At 49.9% G+C, this 21,904-nt stretch carries 19 protein-coding genes and 1 pseudogene; 7 read left to right on the top strand and 13 right to left on the bottom strand.

The features are described from left to right. From ACKFKF_RS27840 to ACKFKF_RS27830, 3 genes and pseudogenes are all read right to left on the bottom strand, one after another. On the bottom strand, positions 1-420 hold a 420-nt coding region (locus tag ACKFKF_RS27840), incomplete at its 3' end, for a transposase (RefSeq protein ID WP_446870619.1). Next, complete coding sequence (locus tag ACKFKF_RS27835) at positions 405-749, bottom strand: transposase family protein (RefSeq protein ID WP_446870620.1); 345 nt, start codon at positions 747-749, stop codon at positions 405-407. The genes ACKFKF_RS27835 and ACKFKF_RS27840, both read right to left, overlap by 16 nt. A 40-nt stretch (positions 750-789) precedes the next feature. Then, positions 790-1,480, bottom strand: a pseudogene (locus ACKFKF_RS27830) (IS1 family transposase). Positions 1,481-1,726: 246 nt separating this feature from the next. Here ACKFKF_RS27830 and ACKFKF_RS27825 point away from each other — a divergent pair. Both ACKFKF_RS27825 and ACKFKF_RS27820 read left to right on the top strand, forming a co-directional pair. Beyond that, positions 1,727-2,113 carry a hypothetical protein gene (locus ACKFKF_RS27825; RefSeq protein WP_446870618.1) on the top strand — a complete coding sequence of 129 codons (387 nt, stop codon included), beginning with the start codon at positions 1,727-1,729 and terminating at the stop codon, positions 2,111-2,113. 78 nt (positions 2,114-2,191) lie between these two features. Continuing rightward, entirely contained in the window at positions 2,192-3,658 is a 1,467-nt protein-coding gene (locus ACKFKF_RS27820) for a leucyl aminopeptidase (RefSeq protein ID WP_446870617.1), read from the top strand. Between the two features lie 154 nt (positions 3,659-3,812). On the opposite strand, the gene ACKFKF_RS27815 is transcribed toward ACKFKF_RS27820, so the two are convergent. The 8 genes from ACKFKF_RS27815 to ACKFKF_RS27780 all read right to left on the bottom strand — a co-directional run bounded on the left by ACKFKF_RS27815 (position 3,813) and on the right by ACKFKF_RS27780 (position 12,088). Further along, on the bottom strand, positions 3,813-4,826 hold the full coding sequence (locus ACKFKF_RS27815) for a bifunctional heptose 7-phosphate kinase/heptose 1-phosphate adenyltransferase (RefSeq protein ID WP_446870616.1): 1,014 nt from the start codon (positions 4,824-4,826) through the stop codon (positions 3,813-3,815). Beyond that, on the bottom strand, positions 4,823-5,374 hold the full coding sequence (locus ACKFKF_RS27810; protein ID WP_446870615.1) for a D-glycero-alpha-D-manno-heptose-1,7-bisphosphate 7-phosphatase: 552 nt from the start codon (positions 5,372-5,374) through the stop codon (positions 4,823-4,825). Before ACKFKF_RS27810 ends, ACKFKF_RS27815 begins: the two co-directional genes overlap by 4 nt. A gap of 21 nt (positions 5,375-5,395) precedes the next feature. Beyond that, complete coding sequence (locus ACKFKF_RS27805) at positions 5,396-6,121, bottom strand: SDR family oxidoreductase (RefSeq protein ID WP_446870614.1); 726 nt, start codon at positions 6,119-6,121, stop codon at positions 5,396-5,398. Positions 6,122-6,137: 16 nt separating this feature from the next. Next, positions 6,138-8,027, bottom strand: coding sequence for a glycosyltransferase (locus ACKFKF_RS27800; RefSeq protein WP_446870613.1), 1,890 nt, complete (start codon positions 8,025-8,027; stop codon positions 6,138-6,140). 224 nt (positions 8,028-8,251) lie between these two features. Then, positions 8,252-9,223, bottom strand: coding sequence for a glycosyltransferase (locus ACKFKF_RS27795; RefSeq protein WP_446870612.1), 972 nt, complete (start codon positions 9,221-9,223; stop codon positions 8,252-8,254). A gap of 39 nt (positions 9,224-9,262) precedes the next feature. Further along, positions 9,263-10,555 (bottom strand): PucR family transcriptional regulator, encoded by a 1,293-nt coding sequence (locus ACKFKF_RS27790; protein ID WP_446858576.1) that lies wholly within the window; start codon positions 10,553-10,555, stop codon positions 9,263-9,265. Positions 10,556-10,560: 5 nt separating this feature from the next. Then, positions 10,561-11,073, bottom strand: a complete 513-nt coding sequence (locus tag ACKFKF_RS27785; RefSeq protein WP_446870611.1) for a glycosyltransferase family 9 protein — start codon at positions 11,071-11,073, stop codon at positions 10,561-10,563. Next, positions 11,060-12,088 (bottom strand): glycosyltransferase family 9 protein, encoded by a 1,029-nt coding sequence (locus ACKFKF_RS27780; RefSeq protein ID WP_446870610.1) that lies wholly within the window; start codon positions 12,086-12,088, stop codon positions 11,060-11,062. The genes ACKFKF_RS27785 and ACKFKF_RS27780 overlap by 14 nt, the downstream gene beginning before the upstream one ends. Before the next feature lie 768 nt (positions 12,089-12,856). Between ACKFKF_RS27780 and ACKFKF_RS27775 the strand changes: the two genes are divergently transcribed. Next, positions 12,857-13,036, top strand: a complete 180-nt coding sequence (locus tag ACKFKF_RS27775) for a Sec-independent protein translocase subunit TatA/TatB (protein WP_446858579.1) — start codon at positions 12,857-12,859, stop codon at positions 13,034-13,036. A 200-nt stretch (positions 13,037-13,236) separates the two neighbouring features. On the opposite strand, the gene cphA is transcribed toward ACKFKF_RS27775, so the two are convergent. Continuing rightward, entirely contained in the window at positions 13,237-15,963 is a 2,727-nt protein-coding gene (cphA, locus tag ACKFKF_RS27770) for a cyanophycin synthetase (RefSeq protein ID WP_446870609.1), read from the bottom strand. A gap of 363 nt (positions 15,964-16,326) precedes the next feature. After that, positions 16,327-17,142, bottom strand: a complete 816-nt coding sequence (locus ACKFKF_RS27765; protein ID WP_446870608.1) for a cyanophycinase — start codon at positions 17,140-17,142, stop codon at positions 16,327-16,329. Positions 17,143-17,602: 460 nt separating this feature from the next. On the opposite strand from ACKFKF_RS27765, the gene trmD reads away from it, so the two are divergent. From trmD to psaD, 4 genes are all read left to right on the top strand, one after another. After that, entirely contained in the window at positions 17,603-18,352 is a 750-nt protein-coding gene (gene trmD / locus ACKFKF_RS27760; RefSeq protein WP_446858582.1) for a tRNA (guanosine(37)-N1)-methyltransferase TrmD, read from the top strand. Between the two features lie 100 nt (positions 18,353-18,452). After that, complete coding sequence (gene ispF / locus ACKFKF_RS27755; protein WP_446870607.1) at positions 18,453-18,929, top strand: 2-C-methyl-D-erythritol 2,4-cyclodiphosphate synthase; 477 nt, start codon at positions 18,453-18,455, stop codon at positions 18,927-18,929. Positions 18,930-19,138: 209 nt separating this feature from the next. Further along, positions 19,139-21,160, top strand: a complete 2,022-nt coding sequence (locus tag ACKFKF_RS27750) for a DICT sensory domain-containing protein (protein ID WP_446870606.1) — start codon at positions 19,139-19,141, stop codon at positions 21,158-21,160. A gap of 90 nt (positions 21,161-21,250) precedes the next feature. Beyond that, complete coding sequence (gene psaD / locus ACKFKF_RS27745) at positions 21,251-21,676, top strand: photosystem I reaction center subunit II (protein ID WP_446870605.1); 426 nt, start codon at positions 21,251-21,253, stop codon at positions 21,674-21,676. The last annotated feature ends 228 nt before the right edge of the window (positions 21,677-21,904 follow it).

The following is a 21,904-nucleotide window of genomic DNA, read 5'->3' as shown; positions in this document are numbered from 1 at the left end:
GTTTTGAAGACCAGCGGAGTGGGTGACTGCTCCGCTGAGTTTAACCTGATTGCTATGGGAGTGTCGATTCTTCCACAGTAAATGCGGTAATCCTTTGAATTTCACCTTCATCTGTCGTCTTAAATGATTTAACTCCCGATTGATATGTTGCATCCCATGAAAGCGGTCATAGACAATCTTGGCGTTGGGAAACACCGCCTCAATGACTGCGGTGTAGCCGCCCCACCTATCCACACTCACTTCTTTCACCCCTGCTCTGACTTCGAGAGGATAGGCTTCCAGCATGGCTTTCACCTCCTCTTGTTTGTGGCTGTCCAGTACATCCAGTAGGGTATGTTGGTCGATGTCCACGACGGTTGTGACAAAATCTTGATGCCCCTTGTGCTGACTAAATTCATCCAAGCTTAAACGTTCCGGCAATGGCTCAACTTTTTTATGGTATGAACCGCCTGGGCATCAAAAATCTGGCGCACGGTGGCAATGCCCAGCCCTTCTCGGCGGCTCACCTCCTCCAAACTGGATTGCTTCACTTGTTCGTAAATCGCTTGGGCATAACGAGGCGTATAGGCATGTCGCCCACTCATAAACTCCAAGACTTCGCTATGAAATTGTTGACAGTGTTCACACTGAAACTGCCGTCGGGGAACTTGAAGATAGACCGGCTTGCCAAAGACCGGCAAGTCCCGAATCAGCACTGTGGTGGTTTGATTAATCCAATCTAAGGTCGCTCCACAATCGGGGCAAGCAATGGTTTGATTGAGACATGGCGTTGCTGAACAAAGGGATGAATCAAGTGAGTACGGGTATTGACCAATACTTTAGGTAATGGAGGAGCAATCGCAGCGAATGCTTTAGCATTTCGACCGACTTGGAGTAACACAAGGTCTGGCGATGCAATCGAGCTAAGTCGTGACGTAAGCGGGTATTCTCGCCTTCGACTCTCGTCATGTACGTCTTGCTCACAAGGTGGTCGCCTTCCTCAATAAAACCGGGATAAACCTTCCAGCCATCGGTGACATAGAAGTAGCAATGCCAGCAACAGACAATCTGCCACAAGGGTTTGAACGTCTCTGCGCTGTGACTCCCCCCACCCAAGCGAGAATGCCCGCCCGGAAATGGTTCACGGCTGTCCAGATCCAAATTTTGTTTTTTTTGACCCGACAAAGGTTTCTAGTTCGTCGAGTTCTCCCACCTCTGGAATCTCCGACTCCTGTGGGGCATCCGGCAGTTGCTGTCCGAGTTGCTTGACCCAATGAATCACGGTTGTATGATGCACGCCAGTACAGCGCTCAATCGCGCGAAATCCCATGCCGTTGACGTAACGCATCAAGCAATCCTGCTTGGTTGCTGCGCTGTAGCCTTTGGGTGGGTCATAGCCTTCAATAAATTGGCGACCGCAGGCGCGACAGATATGATTTTGCTTGCCTCGTCGTTTCCCGTTCTGGCGAACCTCAGTAGACCCACAGTATCGACACTGCATAGTACAACACCCTCATTCATCCCTCCATTATGCAACGCCGAGACATTTAAGTTTCAAAAAAACGACTCCATCGGCTTCATGACAACCATCGACGGCGACGTAGGGTAAGTGAAGGAGTGTATCCAGGTAGATGTCCATACCCCAACCTCGAAATGTACATTACTCTACAATTATCACACGAAGTCTAGGAGAGCCCGAACTTGTTTGGTACTAAAATGCTTTCACCTATTTTTCTAGCCAAAACTCATGACAACCGAAAATGGACTACCCGAAAGCAAAATTGATATTCTGATCGACCAAGTTGGCAGATTGACTGAAGTTGTGACTTATGGTTTCGTCGAAATTAAAGAAGCGAATCGGCAATTGGGCATCAAGCTTGACCAGCTAGGCGACAGAATTGAGCAAACGATCGCGGGTATTAAAGAGACCAATGTCAACATTAAAGAGACCAATGCCAACATTAAAGAGACCAATGTCAACATTAAAGAGACCAATGCCAACATTAAAGAGACCAATACAAAGCTAGATGAAGCGGCTAGAGTTCGAGATAGACAGATCGATCGTCTCGTTGGCATTGTCGATCGTCAGTCTATGATGCTAGAAGAGATTTTGCGCCGTGAACAATCCGCCTGAGTCACAAATCTGCCCCGCGCTTCCCAAATTTTGATCGATACTGGAAATCAGTACTGAATCCAAGCAGAAAGGTAAGTAATGAAGCTACAAGCAACGGGAACTTCGCGGCTCGACTGGTCAGGAGATGGTCTGGCGATCGGCATTTTTGAAGACGAAATCGAACTCACGGGTGAACTGGCAGCCCTGGACGAAAAGCTGTCTGGCACGATTAAAGATTTGGTCGCTGATTTTGAATTTAAGGGCAAACCTGGCAGCACTGTCTCTACAAGAGTTGTGGGTAGCCCCATTCGCAAGCTGATTTTGGTGGGATTGGGCAAATCAGACGCACTAAAGTTGGATGGTTTGAGACGTGCCGCCGCCGCCAGTGCCAAACTTGCCAAAAAAGAACGCTGCAAAACCTTGGGAATCAGCCTGCCTGTGTGGAATGGAGACGCTGCTTTGACCGCAGAAGCGATCGCCGAAGGAATCGAACTCGCTCTCTTTGTAGACCACCGCTTTAAGTCAGAGCCAGACGACAAACCGACGATCGACGAAGTGCATCTTCTCGGTTTAGCAGATCAGGATGCTGCTATTGATCAGGCGCACAAGGTCGTTTCGGGGGTATTTTTGGCGAGAGAATTGGTCGCGGCTCCGGCAAACTATGTCACGCCGATCACCCTGGCAGAAACAGCACAGACGATCGCTCAAGACTACGGGTTGCATGTCGAAATTCTCGAAAAAGAGGATTGTGAAAAGTTGGGAATGGGTGCCTTTTTGGGGGTCGCTCAAGCCTCCGATTTGCCGCCAAAATTCATTCATCTCACTTACAAACCTGAAGGAACGCCCCGACGCAAACTGGCGATCATTGGCAAAGGGCTAACCTTCGATTCGGGTGGGCTGAATATCAAAGGGGCCGGCAGCGGCATCGAAATGATGAAGACTGACATGGGCGGAGCGGGTGCCACTCTGGGAGCAGCCAAAGCGATCGCTCAAATCAAACCCGATGTTGAGATTCACTTCATTGTCGCCGCTACTGAGAATATGATTAGCGGCCGAGCGGTTCACCCTGGCGACATTCTCACCGCGTCTAATGGCAAGACGATCGAGATCAACAACACCGATGCAGAAGGACGATTGACTTTAGCAGATGCGCTCGTCTATGCCGAGAAATTGGGCGTGGAAGCGATCGTTGACCTCGCTACTTTAACGGGAGCCTGCGTCGTTGCCCTGGGAGATGACATTGCGGGACTGTGGAGTCCTGATGATGAAGTTGCCAATCAGTTTCTAAAAGCGTCTGAAGCGACGGGCGAAAAAATTTGGCGGATGCCAATGGAAGAAAAGTACTTTGAAAGTATGAAGTCGGGCATTGCGGACATGAAAAACACGGGCGCTCGTGCGGGCGGTGCCATCAGTGCGGCGATCTTCTTAAAGCAGTTCGTTAAAGAAACTCCCTGGGCCCATTTGGATGTTGCGGGGCCGGTTTGGGCAGATAAGGAAAACGGCTACAACGGCTCTGGGGCAACAGGGTATGGAGTGCGCCTGCTGGTCGATTGGGTGATGAGCTAGAGAAGGGATGAAGGATGGGCGATCGAGGCAACACGAATTTGATGAAGTTCTTCGATTCGATTAAAGAGTCAGGTTGCCCTCTAAATGTCTGAAAGTCCCCCAAATTGGGGGGTTGGGGGGCAGAAGACATTAATAACGAAGCAAAAAATTCACGTCAATTTACAACTTTGCTGCGATCGTTCTGAATTCCCAAAAAATAAGCAGACAACTCTTCGATCGTACAGGTAGAAGTTGCTTCTTTACGAACGACGATCGCGGCCGCAGCCGCCGCAAAATCGGCGGCAACCAGGGGAGAAACTTTGGTGGCGAGGGCGGCAGTCAACATAGCGCTAAAGGTGTCTCCTGCGCCGATCGTGCGCGTTTGAGGAGAAGGTTTGGCGTAGATGCGGTAGGGCGGGCGATCGCGTTGCAGAATCACCGCTCCGTCTCGATCCAGGGTAACAGCGGCCAGTTGCGCTCCGGTGAGATTCAAGATCCAGTCGGCTTGTGTGGCGACCCAATCGGCGCGAGATTGTTGGCTGATATCCGTTTCGCCCAAAAGTTGCAAAACCTGATGATAGTTGGGTTTGACGGCCGTTACACCGACATTTCGATAAGCCGATAACTGTTTGGCATCGACGACGATCGGTTTCGGATTTTGTAATTGAAGGTGAGCGATCGTGTGAATGATTCGAGGAGTCAAAATACCGTAACCGTAATCAGAAATGATCATGGCATCACAATCAGAAAAGCGATCGCTGAGATGATCAATAAGCTGCTGTTCTAAATCGGGTGAAATCGCTTCAGTGGTGCCCTGATCCAGTCGTAACAATAGTTTTGCACCGTCCAAAATTCTTTGTTTTGTCAGCGTCGATCGATTAGCATCTCCCAAAATTTGATCCGTGTTCACATCTTGTTTGAGCAAAGCCTGACGAAGTAGCGTTCCTTCCCAATCGTCTCCAATGACTGAAAACAAGCGCACCTGACAACCCCAACTGCGAAGATTGACGGCAGTGTTAGCGGCTCCTCCAGGCAGATTTTGCACCTGTGACAGCGTAACGACGGGAACAGGAGCCTCCTGACACAAGCGAGTAGCCGACCCTTCGAGATAGCGATCGAGCATGGCTTCCCCAATCACCAAAATCTGGAGATGAGGTAAGCGATCGAGAAAATGAGCAAGTTCCTTCATTGGAGAATTTGGTTGGCGGCCTCGATTAAATCAGTCACTTTATGGTGGGGCACTCGCTGTGGTGAGAGAACCCATTCCGTCTCGTTGCCGTTGTCGATGAGAATCGTTTTGCACCCCGCACGATGTCCGGCTTCGATGTCGTTGAGAATGTCTCCAATCATCCACGATCGCTGCAAATCAATGCTGTGTTTTTGGGCTGCTTTGACAAGCATTCCGGGGCTAGGTTTGCGACAGTTGCAGGCGATCGCGTACTTGGCAATTTTCCCAGAGAGATGATGGGGACAGTAATAGAAGCCCGTCAGCGGCACGTCGATCGCGTCTAACAACTCACGAATTTTCTGCTCAACGAATGACAACTCTGTTTCTGAGAAGAATCCTCGCGCAACACCTGATTGATTAGAAACAATGATGAGTTTGAAACCAGACTGATGCAGCGATCGCAACGCTTCTTCTGCCCCAAAAGACAAAGTAATGAGATCAGGATCAACATTGTAAGGAATATCAGGAATTAGCGTGCCATCTTTATCTAAGAAAACAGCAGGAACCATAGCTCATCTACAGAGGTTGACTCAAGGATAGGATGTTTCGTTCATCGGCACAACCATCACTTCAGGAATCACTGTTTCGGCAGGTTGGGTGAGAATAAAGCGAATCGTCTCAGCTACATTTTTGGGGTCTTGCAGATTTTCGAGTGGCGTATCGGGGAAGCGATCGAGAATAAAAGGCGTTTGCATTCCCCCCGCGATCACAGCCGTCACTTTGACTTTATGAGGACGCGCTTCGACATGTAAAGCGTGACTAAATCCAAGCAGTCCCCATTTACTGGCATGATAAGCGGAAGCGTTTGCCCAGGCTCGTTTTGAGGCGGTTGAGGCGATGTTAACAATATGTCCGCTTTTGCGTTCCTTCATCTGTGAGATGACTGCTTTCGACAAGATAAAGGGAGCGCGTAAATTGACGGCAAGAATCCGATCCCAATCCTGAATTCCCATCTCTTCAATGGGTACTGTCAAATCCGTTCCAGCATTGTTGATCAGAATGTCTAAATGTCCATGCTGACTAATGATCTTCTCAACGGCTGAGAGAATCTGATTTTCGTCCGTGACATCAAGTTTGAGCGCGATCGCTTTCCCACCTTCTGCGCTGATTTCTGCCGCCACTTTTTCCGCCAGTTCTTCTCGAATATCGGAAACGATCGTCACGACATCGGCCGCCGCCAGAGTTCGACAAATCGCTTCTCCTAATCCTTGAGCGCCACCCGTGACGATCGCGACTTTTCCATTGAGTTCTTGCATACTATCTCCTAACTGATTAGTGAATAAATGACTGCATATCAGAGGCCATCGCTTTTTCCATTCCTCCAATATTCTGGGTATTTCCCATCTCTTCCATGACCCATTTCTCCACCAGTTCACACAGTAGATGAATCACGACAATCTGCACTTCTTGAATATGTTGGGGATCGCTGGCAGGAACCACGATCGCTAAATCTGCTAACCGCCTCACTTCACCTCCATTACCGCCCAGGATAGCAATCGTACGAATGCCACGCTGATTGGCGGACTTAAAAGCTTGAATTACATTGCGCGATCGTCCACTCGTACTGATGCCAATCAAGACATCATGCGGTTGAGCAAAGGCTTCGACTTGACGAGAAAAGATCTGATCAAAGCCGAGATCATTTGACCAGGCCGTTAGCAACGCAGAATCAGCCGTCAGTGCTAACGCGGGCAGACCCGGACGATCGCCTAATTTGAATCGTCCCACAAACTCCGCCGCACAGTGTTGAGCATCCGCAGCGCTGCCCCCATTCCCACAGAGCAAGACTTTTCCGCCTCGCACAAAGCAATCACTCAGAATCACCGCAGCGTTGACGATTTCACTTTGCAGGCATTGCTGAGATTTTTGAATTGCATTCAACACGTTGTCAAAGCCACGATTAATCACCGTGTACGAATCGGATGCAATGGGCGTTTTGCGAATTAGAACCGACTGATAAAGCTGTGCTACATCGTCTGCTACTTTTTGCCAGGTGAAATGCTCGTTGGCACGACGTACCGCTTGACGGCTCAAGGTTTCAAGCAATTTTGGATGATTATACAAGTGGGTCAAACGATGAGCGATCGCCCCCGAATCATTCGCTGGCACCAGATATCCCGTTTCTCCATCGCGCACCGAAAACTTTACCCCGCCGACATTTGAGCCAATCACAGGGGTTCCGCAGGACATCGCTTCGATCGGCGTAATCCCAAACGGTTCGTACCAGGGTGTCGTGATAAACACGTCGGCAGCACTGTAGTAATAGCGCAACACTTCTCGCCCTTTGCGTCCCACAAACTGAATGCGATCGCTGACTCCTTCCAAATCCGCGATCGCTTGGAGCCGCTCTACTTCTTTGACAATGCGCGGGTCAGGATCAGTGAGTTCGCCGCCCACCAGCACCAATTTTGCAGGCACTTCTGACTGACGACAAAACTGAGCAAACCCTTGAATCGCTGTATCCACGCCTTTACGAGGCACCATTCGACCCAGTTGTAGAACGATGCGATCGTCGGGCATCATTCCCAGAGCAACACGGGCGAGGGCTTTATTGAGACTCCAAAATTCAGAGGGGTCAAACCCACAGGGAATCAGCGTAATCTTGTTGGGGTCAGCATTGTAGAGTTGCGTCAGGTCGGCTTCATCTTGGGGACACTCGGCAATAATGCGATCGGCTTCAGCCACAATACGATCTTCAATGGCAAAGCGATCGTCGGGAAATTCGTCTGCCTGCCCTTGGTGAAAGCGTCTAACTCGCCCCAATGCATGAAATGTAATCACAAAGGGAATATGCAGCAAGCGTTTGATTTCAGCCGCTACCAGTCCAGACATCCAAAAGTTAGCGTGAATCAGATCGTAGGAGTAACGGGCGCAAAACTTCAGCATATAAGCCGTAAAGTCTGGCATCCAGGGCAACAGATCTTCTTTGCGAACGTCATGAGGCGGCCCAGCGGGAACATGGATCAACCGAACGCCTTCAGTCCATTCTGCAATCTCTGGCAACAGGGGATGGTCACGACGAGTAAAGATATCGACTTCATAACCTCGTTTGGCTAGGTGCTTGGCGAGTTGTCCCACATATACATTTTGTCCACCACTGTCCACTCCTCCGAGAATGCCAAAGGGTGAGGCGTGTTCACTAATTAAAGCAATGCGCTTCATGAAATTATGTTGGTGTGAAGGGACATTTGACTTTCAATAGGTTTTCTTTACTTCGTTGTTTGATGCTTCTGCCCCCCAACCCCCCATTCTGGGGGACTTTCGGATCAGAGTAAGGCGCTCGTTACCATTCAAAGTCCCTCACTCGTGGGGGATTTAGGGGGCTGCCCGGATTCACAACCATTGTGAGAAGGTTCATTAAATTCAAGTTGATAAGAATAACGAGTTTATATAGAAAGATGGGTTATGGGACGACGATCGCACACTCGCGCAAAAGCCCGATCCCAATCTCGAACAAATCGCTGAATGTTAAATCGCTCTTGGGCCACTCGCTTTGCACCACGACTGAGATAGTGTGCTTCGGCAGGAGATTTGAGGAGGGTTTGCATGATTTCAATTAAGCGATCGACGTTGGTATCCACATAGCCAGAAACGCCATTTTCGATTACCGTAGCCATTTCTGTGGTTGCTAATCCAATAATCGGCATCCCCAACATCATCGCCTCACAGACCGCCAATCCTAGACTGGTATAGCGAATCGGATTAAAGAAAAATCGGTAGCGAGATTCAAATTGAGCCAGATGATCGTGATGAATTTCTCCCAGTCCATCTAGCGCTTGAGATTGCATTCCCACCAAGTCGATCGGGATGTCTTGACGAACGCGATCGTAGACATCTAATCCCAGTCGTCGCCCTCGTTGCTTGAGTCCATTCACCACCACCACACCCCGCGCCAGTTCACCTGTGTATTCAACAGTTTCGGGCACGATGACTCCATGTTCAATGACACAAGTTGGAGTGCGGCCACTGTTCCACATCAGGTCATTAAAGTGGGTTACATGCGCCAACAATATATCGGGATCATCAACAATATGCTGAGTCTCCGTGGGACTGTCACGAGGCGGATCATGTTCTAAATAAATGCGCGGTAGCTGTCGCTGCTTTTCTGACAAGATCTCATATTGATCTTCAAGATAGTTTTTGCGCGACTGAAACAGAATACAGTCAAACTCTTGGTGTTGAACTTCTTCTGCGGGCAGGTCATGTACATTGTCGCCCCAGTTAAATCCAGCCAACTTACCGCCATAGCCTTCAGGACGATCGGGCTTGACGGGCAAAAAGAACTGATGAGGCGACTGCACCAAATAATAGAGATAGCTCCCATGTACATGCCAGGTGAGAATGCGAAGAGATTGCATAAATAGAAGTTCTGCACAGTGAGCAGTTAAAGCGAGCAGTTAACTTGCTGATGCTTTATCTTCTAAAATTTGACCCTGAGATGCATTGGGCATTTGCCTAACATGAGATGAATTTGGGTGTTTCAGGATTGTGCGATCGCACAACGAGTATGCCTTTTGGTCAAGCGATCGTAAAATAAGAGCTAATCTAATCTGCACCGCATCATCAAAAAGACGGGGATTCAGTCCCGTTAGTGAAGCGATCTTATCCAGTCGATAACTGAGTGTATTGCGATGAATCGATAGCCTGTTGGCCGTGGGCGAAGGATTACAATTTTCGGCAAAAAAGATCTGTAGGGTATCGATCAATTCTGGCTCTTGATCTAATGGACTGAGTAAATGTTTAGCCAGATCAACTTTTGTATTTTCGTCTGCAATTCCCACAAAGGCCGCCGCTCCCAACGCATCTAAACAGTGAACTTGCTTTTCTCCGATAAACCGATGACCCAACGATAAAGCAGCACGAGCATCTTGATACGATCGCGCCAATCCTTGAATGCCTGGATGATAGCGACCAATGCCAATATTCATCAACGTGCTAGTGTCACAGTGGAGGCGATTTAATAACGCAGTGCTGGCCCGTTTGAGAGCTGACAAATTGGCCCAAGATTGATTGCTCGGCAGGTCAGCCCGATCGCTCCACGCTGCCAAATCTTGAGTACTGCTGGCTTTGAGAACTGCAATTTCACTACTGCCAATGTAAGCACAAATGGTATCACTGGGTAAATGAAAAAAGCTGACAATACTACTAATAATCAATTGCACTCGTCGCTGAATCTGAGCATCTAACACTTCATATTGTTCGCCCTGAGACGACGATAGATAATCTGACGCATCAATCAAAATCACAGCACGAGGGCGCGTAAAATCGAGTCCCAAAATCTGAGCTTCTCGCAAAACGTCTCCCTCATTGCTGGCGGGGTTTCTCAGCAGATCGTAGATAAACTTGTTTTTAAGCTCATGAGGATTGGGCGATCGCGGCGGCAAAACAACCTGACTGACCACTAGCTCGATCAGCACCTTTGCCAGTCTGGGAGAAATGGTTTCGCCGCTTTCCAGAGTTGTGACGATGATAGTGCCCGTCTGCCCAGCAACGTGAAAAGGAATCTGGAGTGGAGACGGATCAGATAGAACGAGACTGAGCGGGAGTCCGACAAACTTGGGGTGGGTGCTGGTGATGATTTTGGTGCGATCGTCCACTACAAATACTTGAGCATCCAACAACTCAGTTACCCGTTCGGTGACAACTCTGGCGGCTCGTTTGAACGCTAAAACTTCTCGTGTCATGCTCATGGGGATCACGTTCTTTCTCGACTCACATCCGGCTGTCGATCTGAAGGGCACCCCAAGCCGATCGCGTCTAACAGCGCCAGATGGCGCTCTCCCTGAGCCGTGACCCAATGCGACAGCACCCCGCCCCCAAACTCATCTGACCACCCAACGCGAATGGGAATCTCTGCCAGATAGCACACATACGCCAACGGATAAGGCGACTGGGAATCTTGAGGAAACAAAATCGCTGCGTCAAACTGCTCCGATCGCAACATCTCAATCAACGGCAACAGGGCGAGAGAATTGCAGTCCAACGTGCCTGTAGGGTGAGCCAATGCTCGATGTAACAGCACCTCATCCACCGCAGGCAAACTGAGCGCCACCCGACTCGATTGAGGAGAACAAAGCAGCGTAATCATCACGTCTGGCAAGGCTCGTTTGAGTTGTTTGAGGGCAGGACTCAGCGTGATCAATTCGTCAGCATTTCCTAACTGCACCGCGAGAATCTTCTGCACCGTGCGCCATTCAGCGGGCAACATACACATCCTCCTCAAGCAACTGTTTCGCCTGTTGAATCACGGAGAGAATACGATCGTCAACGGTAGTGTGAATGGCTCGATGACGATTTTGATCAAGCGGTGCCCAACGCTGGGGATCTGATCCCGAAAACACAACAACACTTGGGGTTTGTAATGCTGCGGCTAAATGAGAAACACCCGTATCGTTACAGATTAGCAGTCGTGACTGACTCAACAAAGCGGCCAGCGTTCCCAAGCTGGTGCAACCCGTTAGATTGAGGGCGGATGATTGCATTTTCTCGACTACAGACTCCGCAAGTGCAGCTTCAGACAGCGATCCCGTTATTACCACTTGCAGACCTAGTTCAGTCAAACCATCTCCCACAGCGGCAAAGTTTTCGACGGCCCAACGGCGATCGGGCACACTTGCGCCGGGATGAATGCACACATAATTTTGAGTTAGATTTTGAGTTAGATTTTGAGTCAGCCCATGCGTTTCTCTAACGGTTTGCAGACTCTGCCAATCTTCTGTTATTAAGGGAAACTCTAACCCTTCTTGTTGCGATGGAATGCCTAAAAATTCGATTAGTTTGAGATAACGTCTGACTTCTGACTCGGACTCTTGAAACGGTAAAAAAGAATTGGGATCAGGGCAATCTGTTGTAAAAAATCCTGCCGTTCTATGGGCACTCAGCGCTTGCACGATCGCATTCGTCACCACACCGCTCCCATGCATCTGAATCGCCAAATCAAAACCGCGATCGCGCATCTCTTTCTGAAATTTAGCAAACCGCTCAGAGTCAGAAGACTGTTCTGGAAGCCCTGGATGGCCTGGAAAGTCAATCAGTTCGTCGATCAAGTGAGGAAAGCGATCGACCAGTCCTTTGTTTGTAGGTAAACCAATTAATGTAATTTGAGCTTGAGGACAGGCTACTCGCAACGCTCTCAGAGCAGGCGTAACACAAAGAAAATCCCCTAACCCTGGTAGTGCGCGAAACACAGCAATCCGCTGTAATAACGTTGGATCTAATGGCACAGCATCTCCCACACAATTAAGTTTGTCTACGAAATCTACAGCCTCTTCTGCAAAATAAGCATCATCTTTGAGAGAGAGGAAGCGATCGAGCTAATCTCGCCTGAGACAGAGATAGAGCGGATTTGGACTGTGCATCATAAACTGAAGATGCAAAATGCTGCTTTGTTCAAACGTAAATTCGACCCCTGGCGAGTAACTCGAAGAGATTTGTTTTTTGCGTTGTCAAGCTTCTGCCCCCCAAGCTGCCAATTCTGAGGAACTTTTAGACCAGATTTTGGGTTCAAAGTCCCTCAATCGTAGGCAATTTAGCTTGCTCTCCCAGATTAATAACGGTAGCGAAAGATGGCGTTGCTGATTGGATGAGTCTGTGCGAAGTGTCCATCTTTTCGCCCCCTAAATCCCCCACAAGTGAGGGACTTTGAACCTTGGGGTTCCCTTCGCTTTGAGGCAATTCATCCCCTGATTCAGCAACGCCCTTAATAACTTCCAGAAGTTGTAGGTCAGCGCCTCTGGGGTGAATTCAGTTTTTCTTGAGCGTTGTCCCTCAGAGTCAGGGTCGCAATCAGCAATGTGAGGACAAAGCGGCGATCGTACTTCATATTGATTAACAGAATTCTAATCACTTAAATCGTTGAGACCGATCTTCGTCTAGACGCAGCCCAACCGATGGAATAATCAAAATCAACTACTCTAATAGTAAGAAGTGTACTTTTAATCTTGAGAAGTGTACTTTAGCGTTTTGTCGTTTTTGCGGGAGCCTGCTCGATCATGTTTAATCTAGGCTGGACAGAGGTTGTCATTGTTTGCGTTGTCGCAATTTTGATTTTTGGCCCCAAAAAGATTCCCGAATTGGGCAGCACCTTTGGTAAAACGCTGAGAAGCTTTAAGGAAGGCATTACAAAATCAGAAGAAGCAGAAGATGGCAGCGATCAGGACTATGAGGGATGAGGGATGAGGGATGAGGGATGAGGGATGAGGGATGAGGGATGAGGGATGAAAAAACGCCTCGATCGTCGGTAGCGATATCCTGTATTCGTTTTGGGCGGGCGACTTGATGCCACAAAAATAACGGGTGGAAGATCTGTTTCGATTAGCAAATCAACCATCCGTTTGTTCTGTCTATTTTAGTTGAGATTTTTAGTTGAGATTTAGGTCGAAGCAACCCCTTGTGGATAACTCGAAGAGAGCGCCGTCTCCACCACATTCACAGGGGCGATCGGTTTGACATGACCGTTTGATTCGGCTGTGGGGGCGATCGCTTTAATGGGGTTGCGGGCTTCGATCAGAGCGATCGCTCGACTTACACTTTCTGGCAAAATTACCACCAGACTACCGGGCTTTGCAGAGTCCAAGGCTTTTTGAATCGCGGCCGTCTCGTCATGAATCACTTCACACTGAGCATCGGGCCTGATTTCCTGAATGCCTTGATGAATGCGTTGGGCAGCATCCCCACGATCGCGTCCTCTAGTGTCGTCGTCTTCTTTGATGAGAATGCGATCGAAGATCTCCGCCGAGAGTTTACCCAGGGTTGCAAAATCTTCGTCACGACGATCGCCCGGCCCGCCGACCACGCCAACTCGCTCCCCGGTTGTCCAATTTCGCACAAAGCCGCCCAGCGCTTCATAACTGTGGGGGTTGTGAGCATAATCGACCAGCGCATGAAACTTGCCTAAGTTAAACAAATTCATCCGTCCAGGAGTCTGTTTAGCCGACGCTTCAAACGTCACCAGAGCCGCCCGAATATCCTCAATTCTCACCCCTTGAGCAAACGCCGCCAGACTCGCCGCCAACGCATTCGCAATCATAAAGGGGGCCCGACCACCCAGCGTCAACGGCACATTCACTGCCTGCTCGATGCGAAGTGTCCAGTCGCCTTTGAGAATCGACAGATAGCCATTTTCGTAGACGGCAGCCAGCCCGCCTTTTTGAGTGTGCGATCGAATCAACTCATTCCCCGCATTCATCGAAAAGTAGGCAATCTGAGCCGATGTGTGATCCGCCATCTCCGAAACGAGAGGATCGTCCGCATTCAAAACCGCATAACCGTTGGGCATGGCCGCCTCTGCGACAACGCTCTTGACTCGCGCCATCTGATCGATCGTGTCAATATCACCCAACCCCAAATGATCCGCCGCCACATTGAGAACTACCCCAACATCACAGGCGTTGAAGGCCAGACCCGATCGCAAAATGCCGCCTCGCGCACTCTCCAAAACCGCCACTTCTACGGTGGGATCTTGCAAAATCAATTGAGCACTTTGGGGGCCTGTGTTGTCTCCCGGTTCCACCAAATAATCACCGATGTAAGTCCCGTCTGTGGTTGTGTAGCCAACAATCTGCTGCGTCTGCTTAAAAATGTGGGCAATCAGTCGCGTCGTTGTGGTCTTGCCGTTGGTACCTGTAATCGCAACGATCGGCACTCGGCTCGGAGTCCCCGGTGGAAACAGCATGTCGATCACAGGTTCGGCCACGTTGCGAGGAATGCCTTCACTGGGGCAAACGTGCATTCTAAACCCAGGAGCCGCATTGACTTCGACAATCACTCCATCCACGTCGCGCAGCGGTTTAGAGATATCAGGCGTTACGATGTCAATGCCAGCAATATCCAGACCGATAATTTTGACCACTCGCTGCGCCAACCAGAGCGTTTCGGGGTGAATATCATCGGTGCGATCGATCGCCACGCCCCCCGTACTCAAATTGGCGGTTGCTCTTAGATAACAGATCTCGCCCACTGGCAGAACGGTTTCGAGGGTGTAGCCCTTTTTGTCTAACAGATCCCAACTGGTGCGATCGAGTTCGATCTTGGTCAACACGTTGTTGTGGCCGTCGCCTCGACGCGGATCGCGGTTGGTTTCCTCAATCAACTCAGAAATATTTGACTGACCATCGCCAATTACATGAGCAGGCACCCGTTCAGCAACCGCAACTACTCTACCATTGACTACCAAAACTCGGTGATCTTGACCGGGGTAAAATCGCTCCACAATCACCGCTTTAGACACTTCTTTGGCCGCGTCATAAGCAGCTTCGGCAGCTTCCCAGGTGTTGATGTCGATCGTGATCCCCCGCCCGTGATTGCCATTCAAAGGCTTGATCACTAGAGGATAGCCGCCCAGATCTTGAATGGCTCCTTCTAGCTCATCCAAATAGCTGATCACGGTACCCCGTGGAACCGGAACGCCCGCCGATCGCAAGATTTGCTTGGTGCCTTCCTTATCAGACGCTAGTTCGACACCGAGAATGCTGGTGCGGTTGCTTAGAGTGGCTTGCAGTCGCTTTTGATGTACCCCAAACCCAAGCTGGATCATAGCGCGAGTGCCCAACTCCATCCAGGGAATGCCTCTCGTTTCGGCTTCTTTGACCAGGGTTTCTGTACTAGGCCCGAGCGCGCCATCTTGGGCATAGTCCCGCAGGTCACTCAAGTCTTGCGCTAATTCTTTTTCGGAATAGGTTCCAGTCGCCACAATGCTTTGACAAACTCGGACGGCTGCTCGCGCTGCATATCGTCCTGCTTGTTCGTGCTGATATTCAATCACAACCTGATAGACCCCAGGCGTAGCGGTTTCACGGGTGCGCCCAAAGCCGACAGACATTCCAGCCAGTTCTTGTAGTTCGAGGGCGACATGTTCAATAATGTGCCCCATCATCGTGCCCTCCTGGACGCGACTCAAAAAACCGCCCCGGCAGCCAGGCGAGCAAAAATGCTCCATCAAACTGGGAAGGACGCTGACTAGACCTTGATAAAATCCGGGAATCTGATTGGAGGGAGATTCTGCAAATTCTTCTAGGTCAAGACGCATCACGACAAGCTTGGGTCGGCGAATGCTCCAGTAGTTGGGGCCACGTAACGTCTGGATCTTGAGTATTTTCATAAGGCTCAGTTAGAAGGACGGGCTGCTGGGGTGCGGCTATTGATCAAATAGAGGGGGTCGCCTGTGGCAAGCAATTATCCAGTTTCAAGCGCAGAAAAGCGATCGCACTGTCCATGACAAACAGTTCTGACAAAAAGCCTTTCTGATAAAAAGCACCGATCGGAGCCTTTAGCAAGCACGACCAATGACATCACCTGTCACGAATTATGAATTGACCTTACAGGCAACCTACCACATTAGCGGTGGGGATTGAGGGCGTTAAAGTGAGAATTAGCGGGGTTTCATGTCAAAATCTGAAGCTTTGAATTTTCTAAAATACAAATACTTGCGGCTCCCGGTTCTTAATTTTACACAACCGTCTAGTTAGTGGCTGGGAGTCAAGGTGACTCGCTTGCGAAAGTCGTAACGGCTTCCTTGACTTAAGATATGAACTCTCAAATTGCACAAACATAAGGGATCGGTCGCGCCCACCTCAGCTTGATTGGTGTAGGTCAACTCGCCGGGGTCAATGATCGTGACGGTGCCTTTGCCCAAAACTTGCAGGGTGTCGTCTCCCTCAAACAGGGCGCAGGTGTCTTCATCGATGCCGATCCCTAGGCGATCGGGGTGGGCCGCGATCGCGCTCATCAGACGAGCCATCCGATTGCGATTATGAAAATGCTGATCCACAATCACTTCTGGAATAATGCCCAGCCCGTAAGTCATATCGACTAAAGAATGGTTGGGCGGTTCGCCGCTGCCGCCGCCTGCGATCATGTGGTGACCCATTACGGCCGCTCCGGCGCTGGTTCCGGCTAGAGTGACGGCTCCTGAATGGGCGCGAGATTGCACAATTTTCATAATGGGGGTGTCTGAAAGCAAGCCACACAGCCTTAGCTGGTCGCCTCCCGTCATAAAAACGCCTGTACAGTCGGCTACATATTCTTGCAGCAAGGGATCGTCACAGTGGGCCCGATCGTAAATGTTTAGCACTTCTACCGCTTTCGCGCCCATCTCCGTGAAAATGGTATGGTATCGTTCTCCAATCACGGCCGGCTCTCGTGAAGCACAGGGCAAAATGGCGATCCGAGCGTCTTGACTGCCCGATCGCTCAAAAAAGTTGCGAAGAATATCGCGCCCGTGGACTTTATCTTCTGCTCCCCCAATGACCATAATGGCGGTATTTGTGGGCTGAGGCATGGTTGGCTCAAACGATTGCAACGCTAACTCTATCATGCTGTGTATCTGAGACGTGAAAGTCATGCTGGGGAACAGTTTAAGGGCTTATTTGAAACATTTTAATGGGGCCGATCTTCCGGGAACCGTTCTGAGTTTTGATTAATACGAATCATGCCAGATTATTAATCATAATTTAAGGAATTGACAAAATTTTTATGTGACAGGCTTTCTTGACTTTGGGGGTGAGGGGCTGTAGGGCGAAAATAGAGAAGTCAGCCGTTTGGGATCGAGGATTTTATAGCCTGTCATTCTAGCGGGCGGCTCAAACCGCACTTACCAACGCCAAATCTGCTGTGGATCAGAAAAATGGTTTAACCCGTGAAGGTGGGTTTGTTGGAGTAGCCGCGACTTGATGCGTCACGTTTGTTTAATCCATGATTCTTAGCTCCCAGTCCTCAAAACTCTTTTACCTGACTCAAACATGCGCTTCGATATCGTGACTCTCTTCCCCGACTTTTTTGTCTCACCGCTCAATTCTGGGCTGTTGGGTAAAGCTCTGGCAAAACAAATCGCGGAAGTCCATTTGATTAACCCTCGTGATTTTGCCACAGACAAGCATCGTAAGGTAGATGATGAACCCTACGGTGGGGGTGTTGGCATGTTGATGAAACCGGAGCCAATTTTTGCGGCAGTCGAATCGTTGCCCGTTTTGCCCCGCCGAGAAATCATTTTTGTCACGCCCCAGGGACAACCGATGAATCAACCGTTACTCAGGGATCTGGCGGTTAACTACGATCAGCTTGTCATCATTTGCGGACATTATGAAGGGATTGATGAGCGAGTGTTGAATCTGGTCGATCGCGAAGTGTCACTCGGAGATTTTGTGCTGACCTGTGGAGAAATTCCCGCGTTGGCGTTGTTGAATGGGACGATTCGCTTGATTCCAGGAACGATCGGTAAAGAAGAGTCTTTAAAATCAGAAAGTTTTGAAACGAGTCTGCTCGATTACCCTCAATTTACGCGACCGCCGCTGTTTCGAGAATGGCAAGTTCCGCCTGTCTTGAGGTCTGGCAATCATGCTGAGATCGATCGCTGGCGCAAACAGCAGCAAATCGAGCGCACCAAAACTAGACGACCCGACCTCTACCAAAAGTGGCTAAGTGAGGAAGCTGAACTTCGCGACACAGAGATTGAGAAACGGAAAGGGATGAGGGATGGAAAGAAGGGATGAGGGATGAGGGATGAGGCAGCGTCAAGACCTCAACCAACTTCACATCGAAGACTTTCTCCTCGGACTGTAAGCTAAAAGCTAAAAGTTAACGGCTAATCATATGACCATTCGGATTGGAAACGGGTACGACATTCATCGCCTGGTAGCTGGACGTGACCTGATTTTGGGCGGGATCAAAATTGAGCATGAAACAGGGTTGTTGGGCCATAGTGATGCCGATGTGCTGACTCACGCCATTATGGATGCCATGCTGGGGGCGCTGAGTCTAGGAGATATTGGACATTACTTTCCGCCGACCGACCCAAAATGGGCTGGGGCTGATAGTTTGGTGCTGTTGGCGCAGGTGCATCAATTGATTCAAGATAAAGGCTGGCAAATTGGCAATATTGATTCTGTCGTCGTAGCAGAGCGCCCCAAACTCAAGCCTCATATTGAATCGATGCGATCGCGCCTCTCCACGATTCTCAAGCTGCCACCTGATCGACTGGGGATTAAAGCGACGACTAATGAAAAACTGGATGCCGTCGGGCGAGAAGAAGCGATCGCCGCCCATGCTGTCGTTCTCCTAGAACAGTAGCGCGCTTCAGCATTAAGAAACACTCGCAGATAGGGGCAGAGGCCCGCTGACCCCTTACAATCAAGTAACCGTGATGCGTTGGCGTGGCTACGTCTTGACCTGCGGTTAATTCGGAGAAGACCCCTTAGAAATGTTCGGTTTGTCCGTTAAGACGCAGAGCCAAGTCTTAGCCTGCTGGATATTACCCAATCTGGCTTGTAAAACGATTGATGATCATCCCCGATTCAGTCCTGGATACCCTGCTCAAAGCGCTTCCCCAGGTACGTCCCCAACTTTACTTCAAGTCTTCGTTGACGGCCCTCTCCCACGCAATGGAAGACCAGGTTTTGGCGGGGGTCGATCGTCCTTTAGTGATTGCCAGTTTTCAACGAGAGCGGTTTTATCGTCAAGAATCTCACCGCTACTTGAGAATTGCCGAACGCACCGATCAGGTGTATGTGTTGGCGGCTCCCGAAACCGATTTTGCCAACCGTTCTCAGCAGTATGAAACGATCGCCTTTGAGCCAGCCGACGGTCTGAGCAAAGAGTGGCATCTCGTTGTCTTAGGGCAGCAGTACGCATCTTGTCTGATCTGCAAAGAGCGATTTCACGAATCCGAACAGGGCGTACCTGATTTGCATGTCGATCAGTCGCGACGATTTGAAGGAATCTGGACGTTCGATCGCCAAACTGTCTACAAGTCAGCCGAGATTCTGCTGCACCGCATTTTGCAGTATCGTCCAGAACTTGTGGAAAAAATTGCGCCTGTTCTAACTCAGATTGGAGCCAACGAATCCACTGGATTTAATCAAGTCGATCCGGGCCCGTTTGCCGAACGGTTGGTGACCTATCTACAAGCCGGACAGTACAAGCTTTCTAAAGCCTATCGATCGATCGCCGAAAAAGAACGCAAAGAACGACTGATCAATTCCATTACCGCAGCAGTGCGCCGATCGCTCAACCCTGATGAAATCCTCAATGTCGCCGTTCGAGAGTTGGGGCAAGTTCTCAATGCGGGGCGCTGTCTGATCTATCGCTGCAAAGCCACTGACGCAACGGCTATTTTGGAGTATGAGTTTTTGGGCAGTCGAGGAGCCGAGGAGCCAGGAAACGGAAAAGCCAGGAAGCCGATGAACGGGTTTCAATGTTCCACGTCGCTGTTGGGTGAAACCTGGCTATTGCAGGCAAATCCCCTCTTTCAAGAAGTGCTACAAAAACAAGAGCCTGTCTATGCTGAGGACACCGAAACCGACGATCGCTTGACTCAACCCTTCCAAACATTGGCTCAAGGGCGGCAGGTGCGATCGTGGCTAATGGTGCCTGTTCTCAATCAAAATCAACTGCTGGGCATGGTCGAACTGCACTACTGCAACGCCACGCCTCACAAATTAGAGCGCCACGAACTGGAGATGGTGGAAGCGATCGCTACTCAAATCGGCGTTGCCTTAATTCAAGCCGAATCCTACGCCAACCTGGAAGATCTCAACCAGCAGCTAGAAGCACTCGATCGCACCCGCAGCAACCTGATCGCCATTACTGGACACGAACTGCGAACGCCTTTATCGACGATTCAAGTCTGTCTCGAAAGTCTCGCCACTGAGCCAGACATGTCAGCCGATTTGCGTCAGGTGATGTTGAATTCTGCGCTGACGGATGCCGATCGTATGAGAAAGCTAATTCAAGATTTTCTCACCCTCTCGCGATTAGAAAGTGGGCGAGTCGAATGGCGCTTAGAACCTTTGCCGCTGGATGAATGCGTCTATCTAGCAATGAGTAGCCTTCAGGCAAGACGGTTTGAAAATCCTTTGCCCCAAATCCACAATGAGCTACCCGCCGAACTGCCGCTCGTGCAAGTGGATGGCGAATGGCTCGTCGAAGTCATTTCTAAATTGCTAGACAACGCCTGCAAGTTTACCGATTCTAAAGGCAGCGTCACGATTCAGGCCAAGCGCAGTGGCAGCAAAATGCTACAGGTTACCGTCGCAGATACGGGACGCGGCATCGAGCGCAATCGGCTGGAAACCGTATTCGATCGCTTCTACCAAGAAGAAGGAGCCTTACGGCGAACCACAGGTGGCACCGGATTGGGACTGGCCATCTGTCGCCAGATCATCGCAGGCTGGGGCGGCAAAATTTGGGCAGAATCAGACGGCAAAGATCGAGGGACAGAATTTCACTTTACGATTCCCGTCGTCCCCACCAGCGAGGAGCGGCCGTCGAATGTGAGAGGGCGATCGCAGAAGCGCGATTAGATAACCCTTAATTGCTAACAACTGTTACAGTTCATCAAACAAGGTCAAGCCCAGGTGATAGGATGCCTAAAAACGTTTAGAGCGTGACCTATGACAGAAACTCTTACTGGACAATCGCCCTTGTTCGGTGGCGGGACAGGCGGACTACTGACCAAAGCCCTAGTCGAAGAGAAATATGCCATTACCTGGACTAGCCCCAAAGAACAGGTATTTGAGCTTCCTACAGGCGGCGCTGCAACGATGCGTCAAGGCGACAACCTGCTGTATCTTGCCCGTAAGGAATTTGCGATCGCACTAGGTGGACAACAACTCCGCGCCAAGTTTAAGATCACCAACTACAAGATCTACCGGATTTTCCCCAACGGTGAGATTCAGTATTTGCATCCTAACGATGGTGTCTTCCCCGAAAAAGTCAATCCAGGTCGCGTGGCCGTCAATAGCGTTCCTCGCAATATTGGCGCAAACACCGAAGCGGCTAAGATCAAGTTCAGCAGTCGCAAATCTTACGACCCTTAACTTGTCGATCGGTTGATCCTTTGCTCAGGAGTCAGAATTCGGCATTCGTCTGGATTTTGGCTCCTGAATGTTTTAAAGGAATGAAGCGATCGTTTGCATTGGGTTCAGGTTAGATGAAGGGGTACGATCGACGAAGTTTTTTCGCTGCGTTGTTTGGTGCTTCTGCCCCCCAACCCTAAGTACAGGACAAAAGCTTGCAAAAACTAAGCAGGAAAGGGTTTCATGAGA

The sequence above is a fragment of the Phormidesmis sp. 146-12 genome (assembly GCF_052939495.1).
Note: the sequence above shows the minus strand (reverse complement) of the source record. Positions and strands in the feature narration are given on the sequence as shown.

What these genes read in the sequence shown, in the direction of transcription:
- ACKFKF_RS27825 (WP_446870618.1), top strand. Translation starts at nt 1,727, where the DNA reads ATGACAACCGAAAATGGACTACCCGAAAGCAAAATTGATATTCTGATC.
- ACKFKF_RS27820 (WP_446870617.1), top strand. Translation starts at nt 2,192, where the DNA reads ATGAAGCTACAAGCAACGGGAACTTCGCGGCTCGACTGGTCAGGAGAT.
- ACKFKF_RS27815 (WP_446870616.1), bottom strand. Translation starts at nt 4,826, where the DNA reads ATGAAGGAACTTGCTCATTTTCTCGATCGCTTACCTCATCTCCAGATT.
- ACKFKF_RS27810 (WP_446870615.1), bottom strand. Translation starts at nt 5,374, where the DNA reads ATGGTTCCTGCTGTTTTCTTAGATAAAGATGGCACGCTAATTCCTGAT.
- ACKFKF_RS27805 (WP_446870614.1), bottom strand. Translation starts at nt 6,121, where the DNA reads ATGCAAGAACTCAATGGAAAAGTCGCGATCGTCACGGGTGGCGCTCAA.
- ACKFKF_RS27800 (WP_446870613.1), bottom strand. Translation starts at nt 8,027, where the DNA reads ATGAAGCGCATTGCTTTAATTAGTGAACACGCCTCACCCTTTGGCATT.
- ACKFKF_RS27795 (WP_446870612.1), bottom strand. Translation starts at nt 9,223, where the DNA reads ATGCAATCTCTTCGCATTCTCACCTGGCATGTACATGGGAGCTATCTC.
- ACKFKF_RS27790 (WP_446858576.1), bottom strand. Translation starts at nt 10,555, where the DNA reads ATGAGCATGACACGAGAAGTTTTAGCGTTCAAACGAGCCGCCAGAGTT.
- ACKFKF_RS27785 (WP_446870611.1), bottom strand. Translation starts at nt 11,073, where the DNA reads ATGTTGCCCGCTGAATGGCGCACGGTGCAGAAGATTCTCGCGGTGCAG.
- ACKFKF_RS27775 (WP_446858579.1), top strand. Translation starts at nt 12,857, where the DNA reads ATGTTTAATCTAGGCTGGACAGAGGTTGTCATTGTTTGCGTTGTCGCA.
- cphA (WP_446870609.1), bottom strand. Translation starts at nt 15,963, where the DNA reads ATGAAAATACTCAAGATCCAGACGTTACGTGGCCCCAACTACTGGAGC.
- ACKFKF_RS27765 (WP_446870608.1), bottom strand. Translation starts at nt 17,142, where the DNA reads ATGCCTCAGCCCACAAATACCGCCATTATGGTCATTGGGGGAGCAGAA.
- trmD (WP_446858582.1), top strand. Translation starts at nt 17,603, where the DNA reads ATGCGCTTCGATATCGTGACTCTCTTCCCCGACTTTTTTGTCTCACCG.
- ispF (WP_446870607.1), top strand. Translation starts at nt 18,453, where the DNA reads ATGACCATTCGGATTGGAAACGGGTACGACATTCATCGCCTGGTAGCT.
- ACKFKF_RS27750 (WP_446870606.1), top strand. Translation starts at nt 19,139, where the DNA reads ATGATCATCCCCGATTCAGTCCTGGATACCCTGCTCAAAGCGCTTCCC.
- psaD (WP_446870605.1), top strand. Translation starts at nt 21,251, where the DNA reads ATGACAGAAACTCTTACTGGACAATCGCCCTTGTTCGGTGGCGGGACA.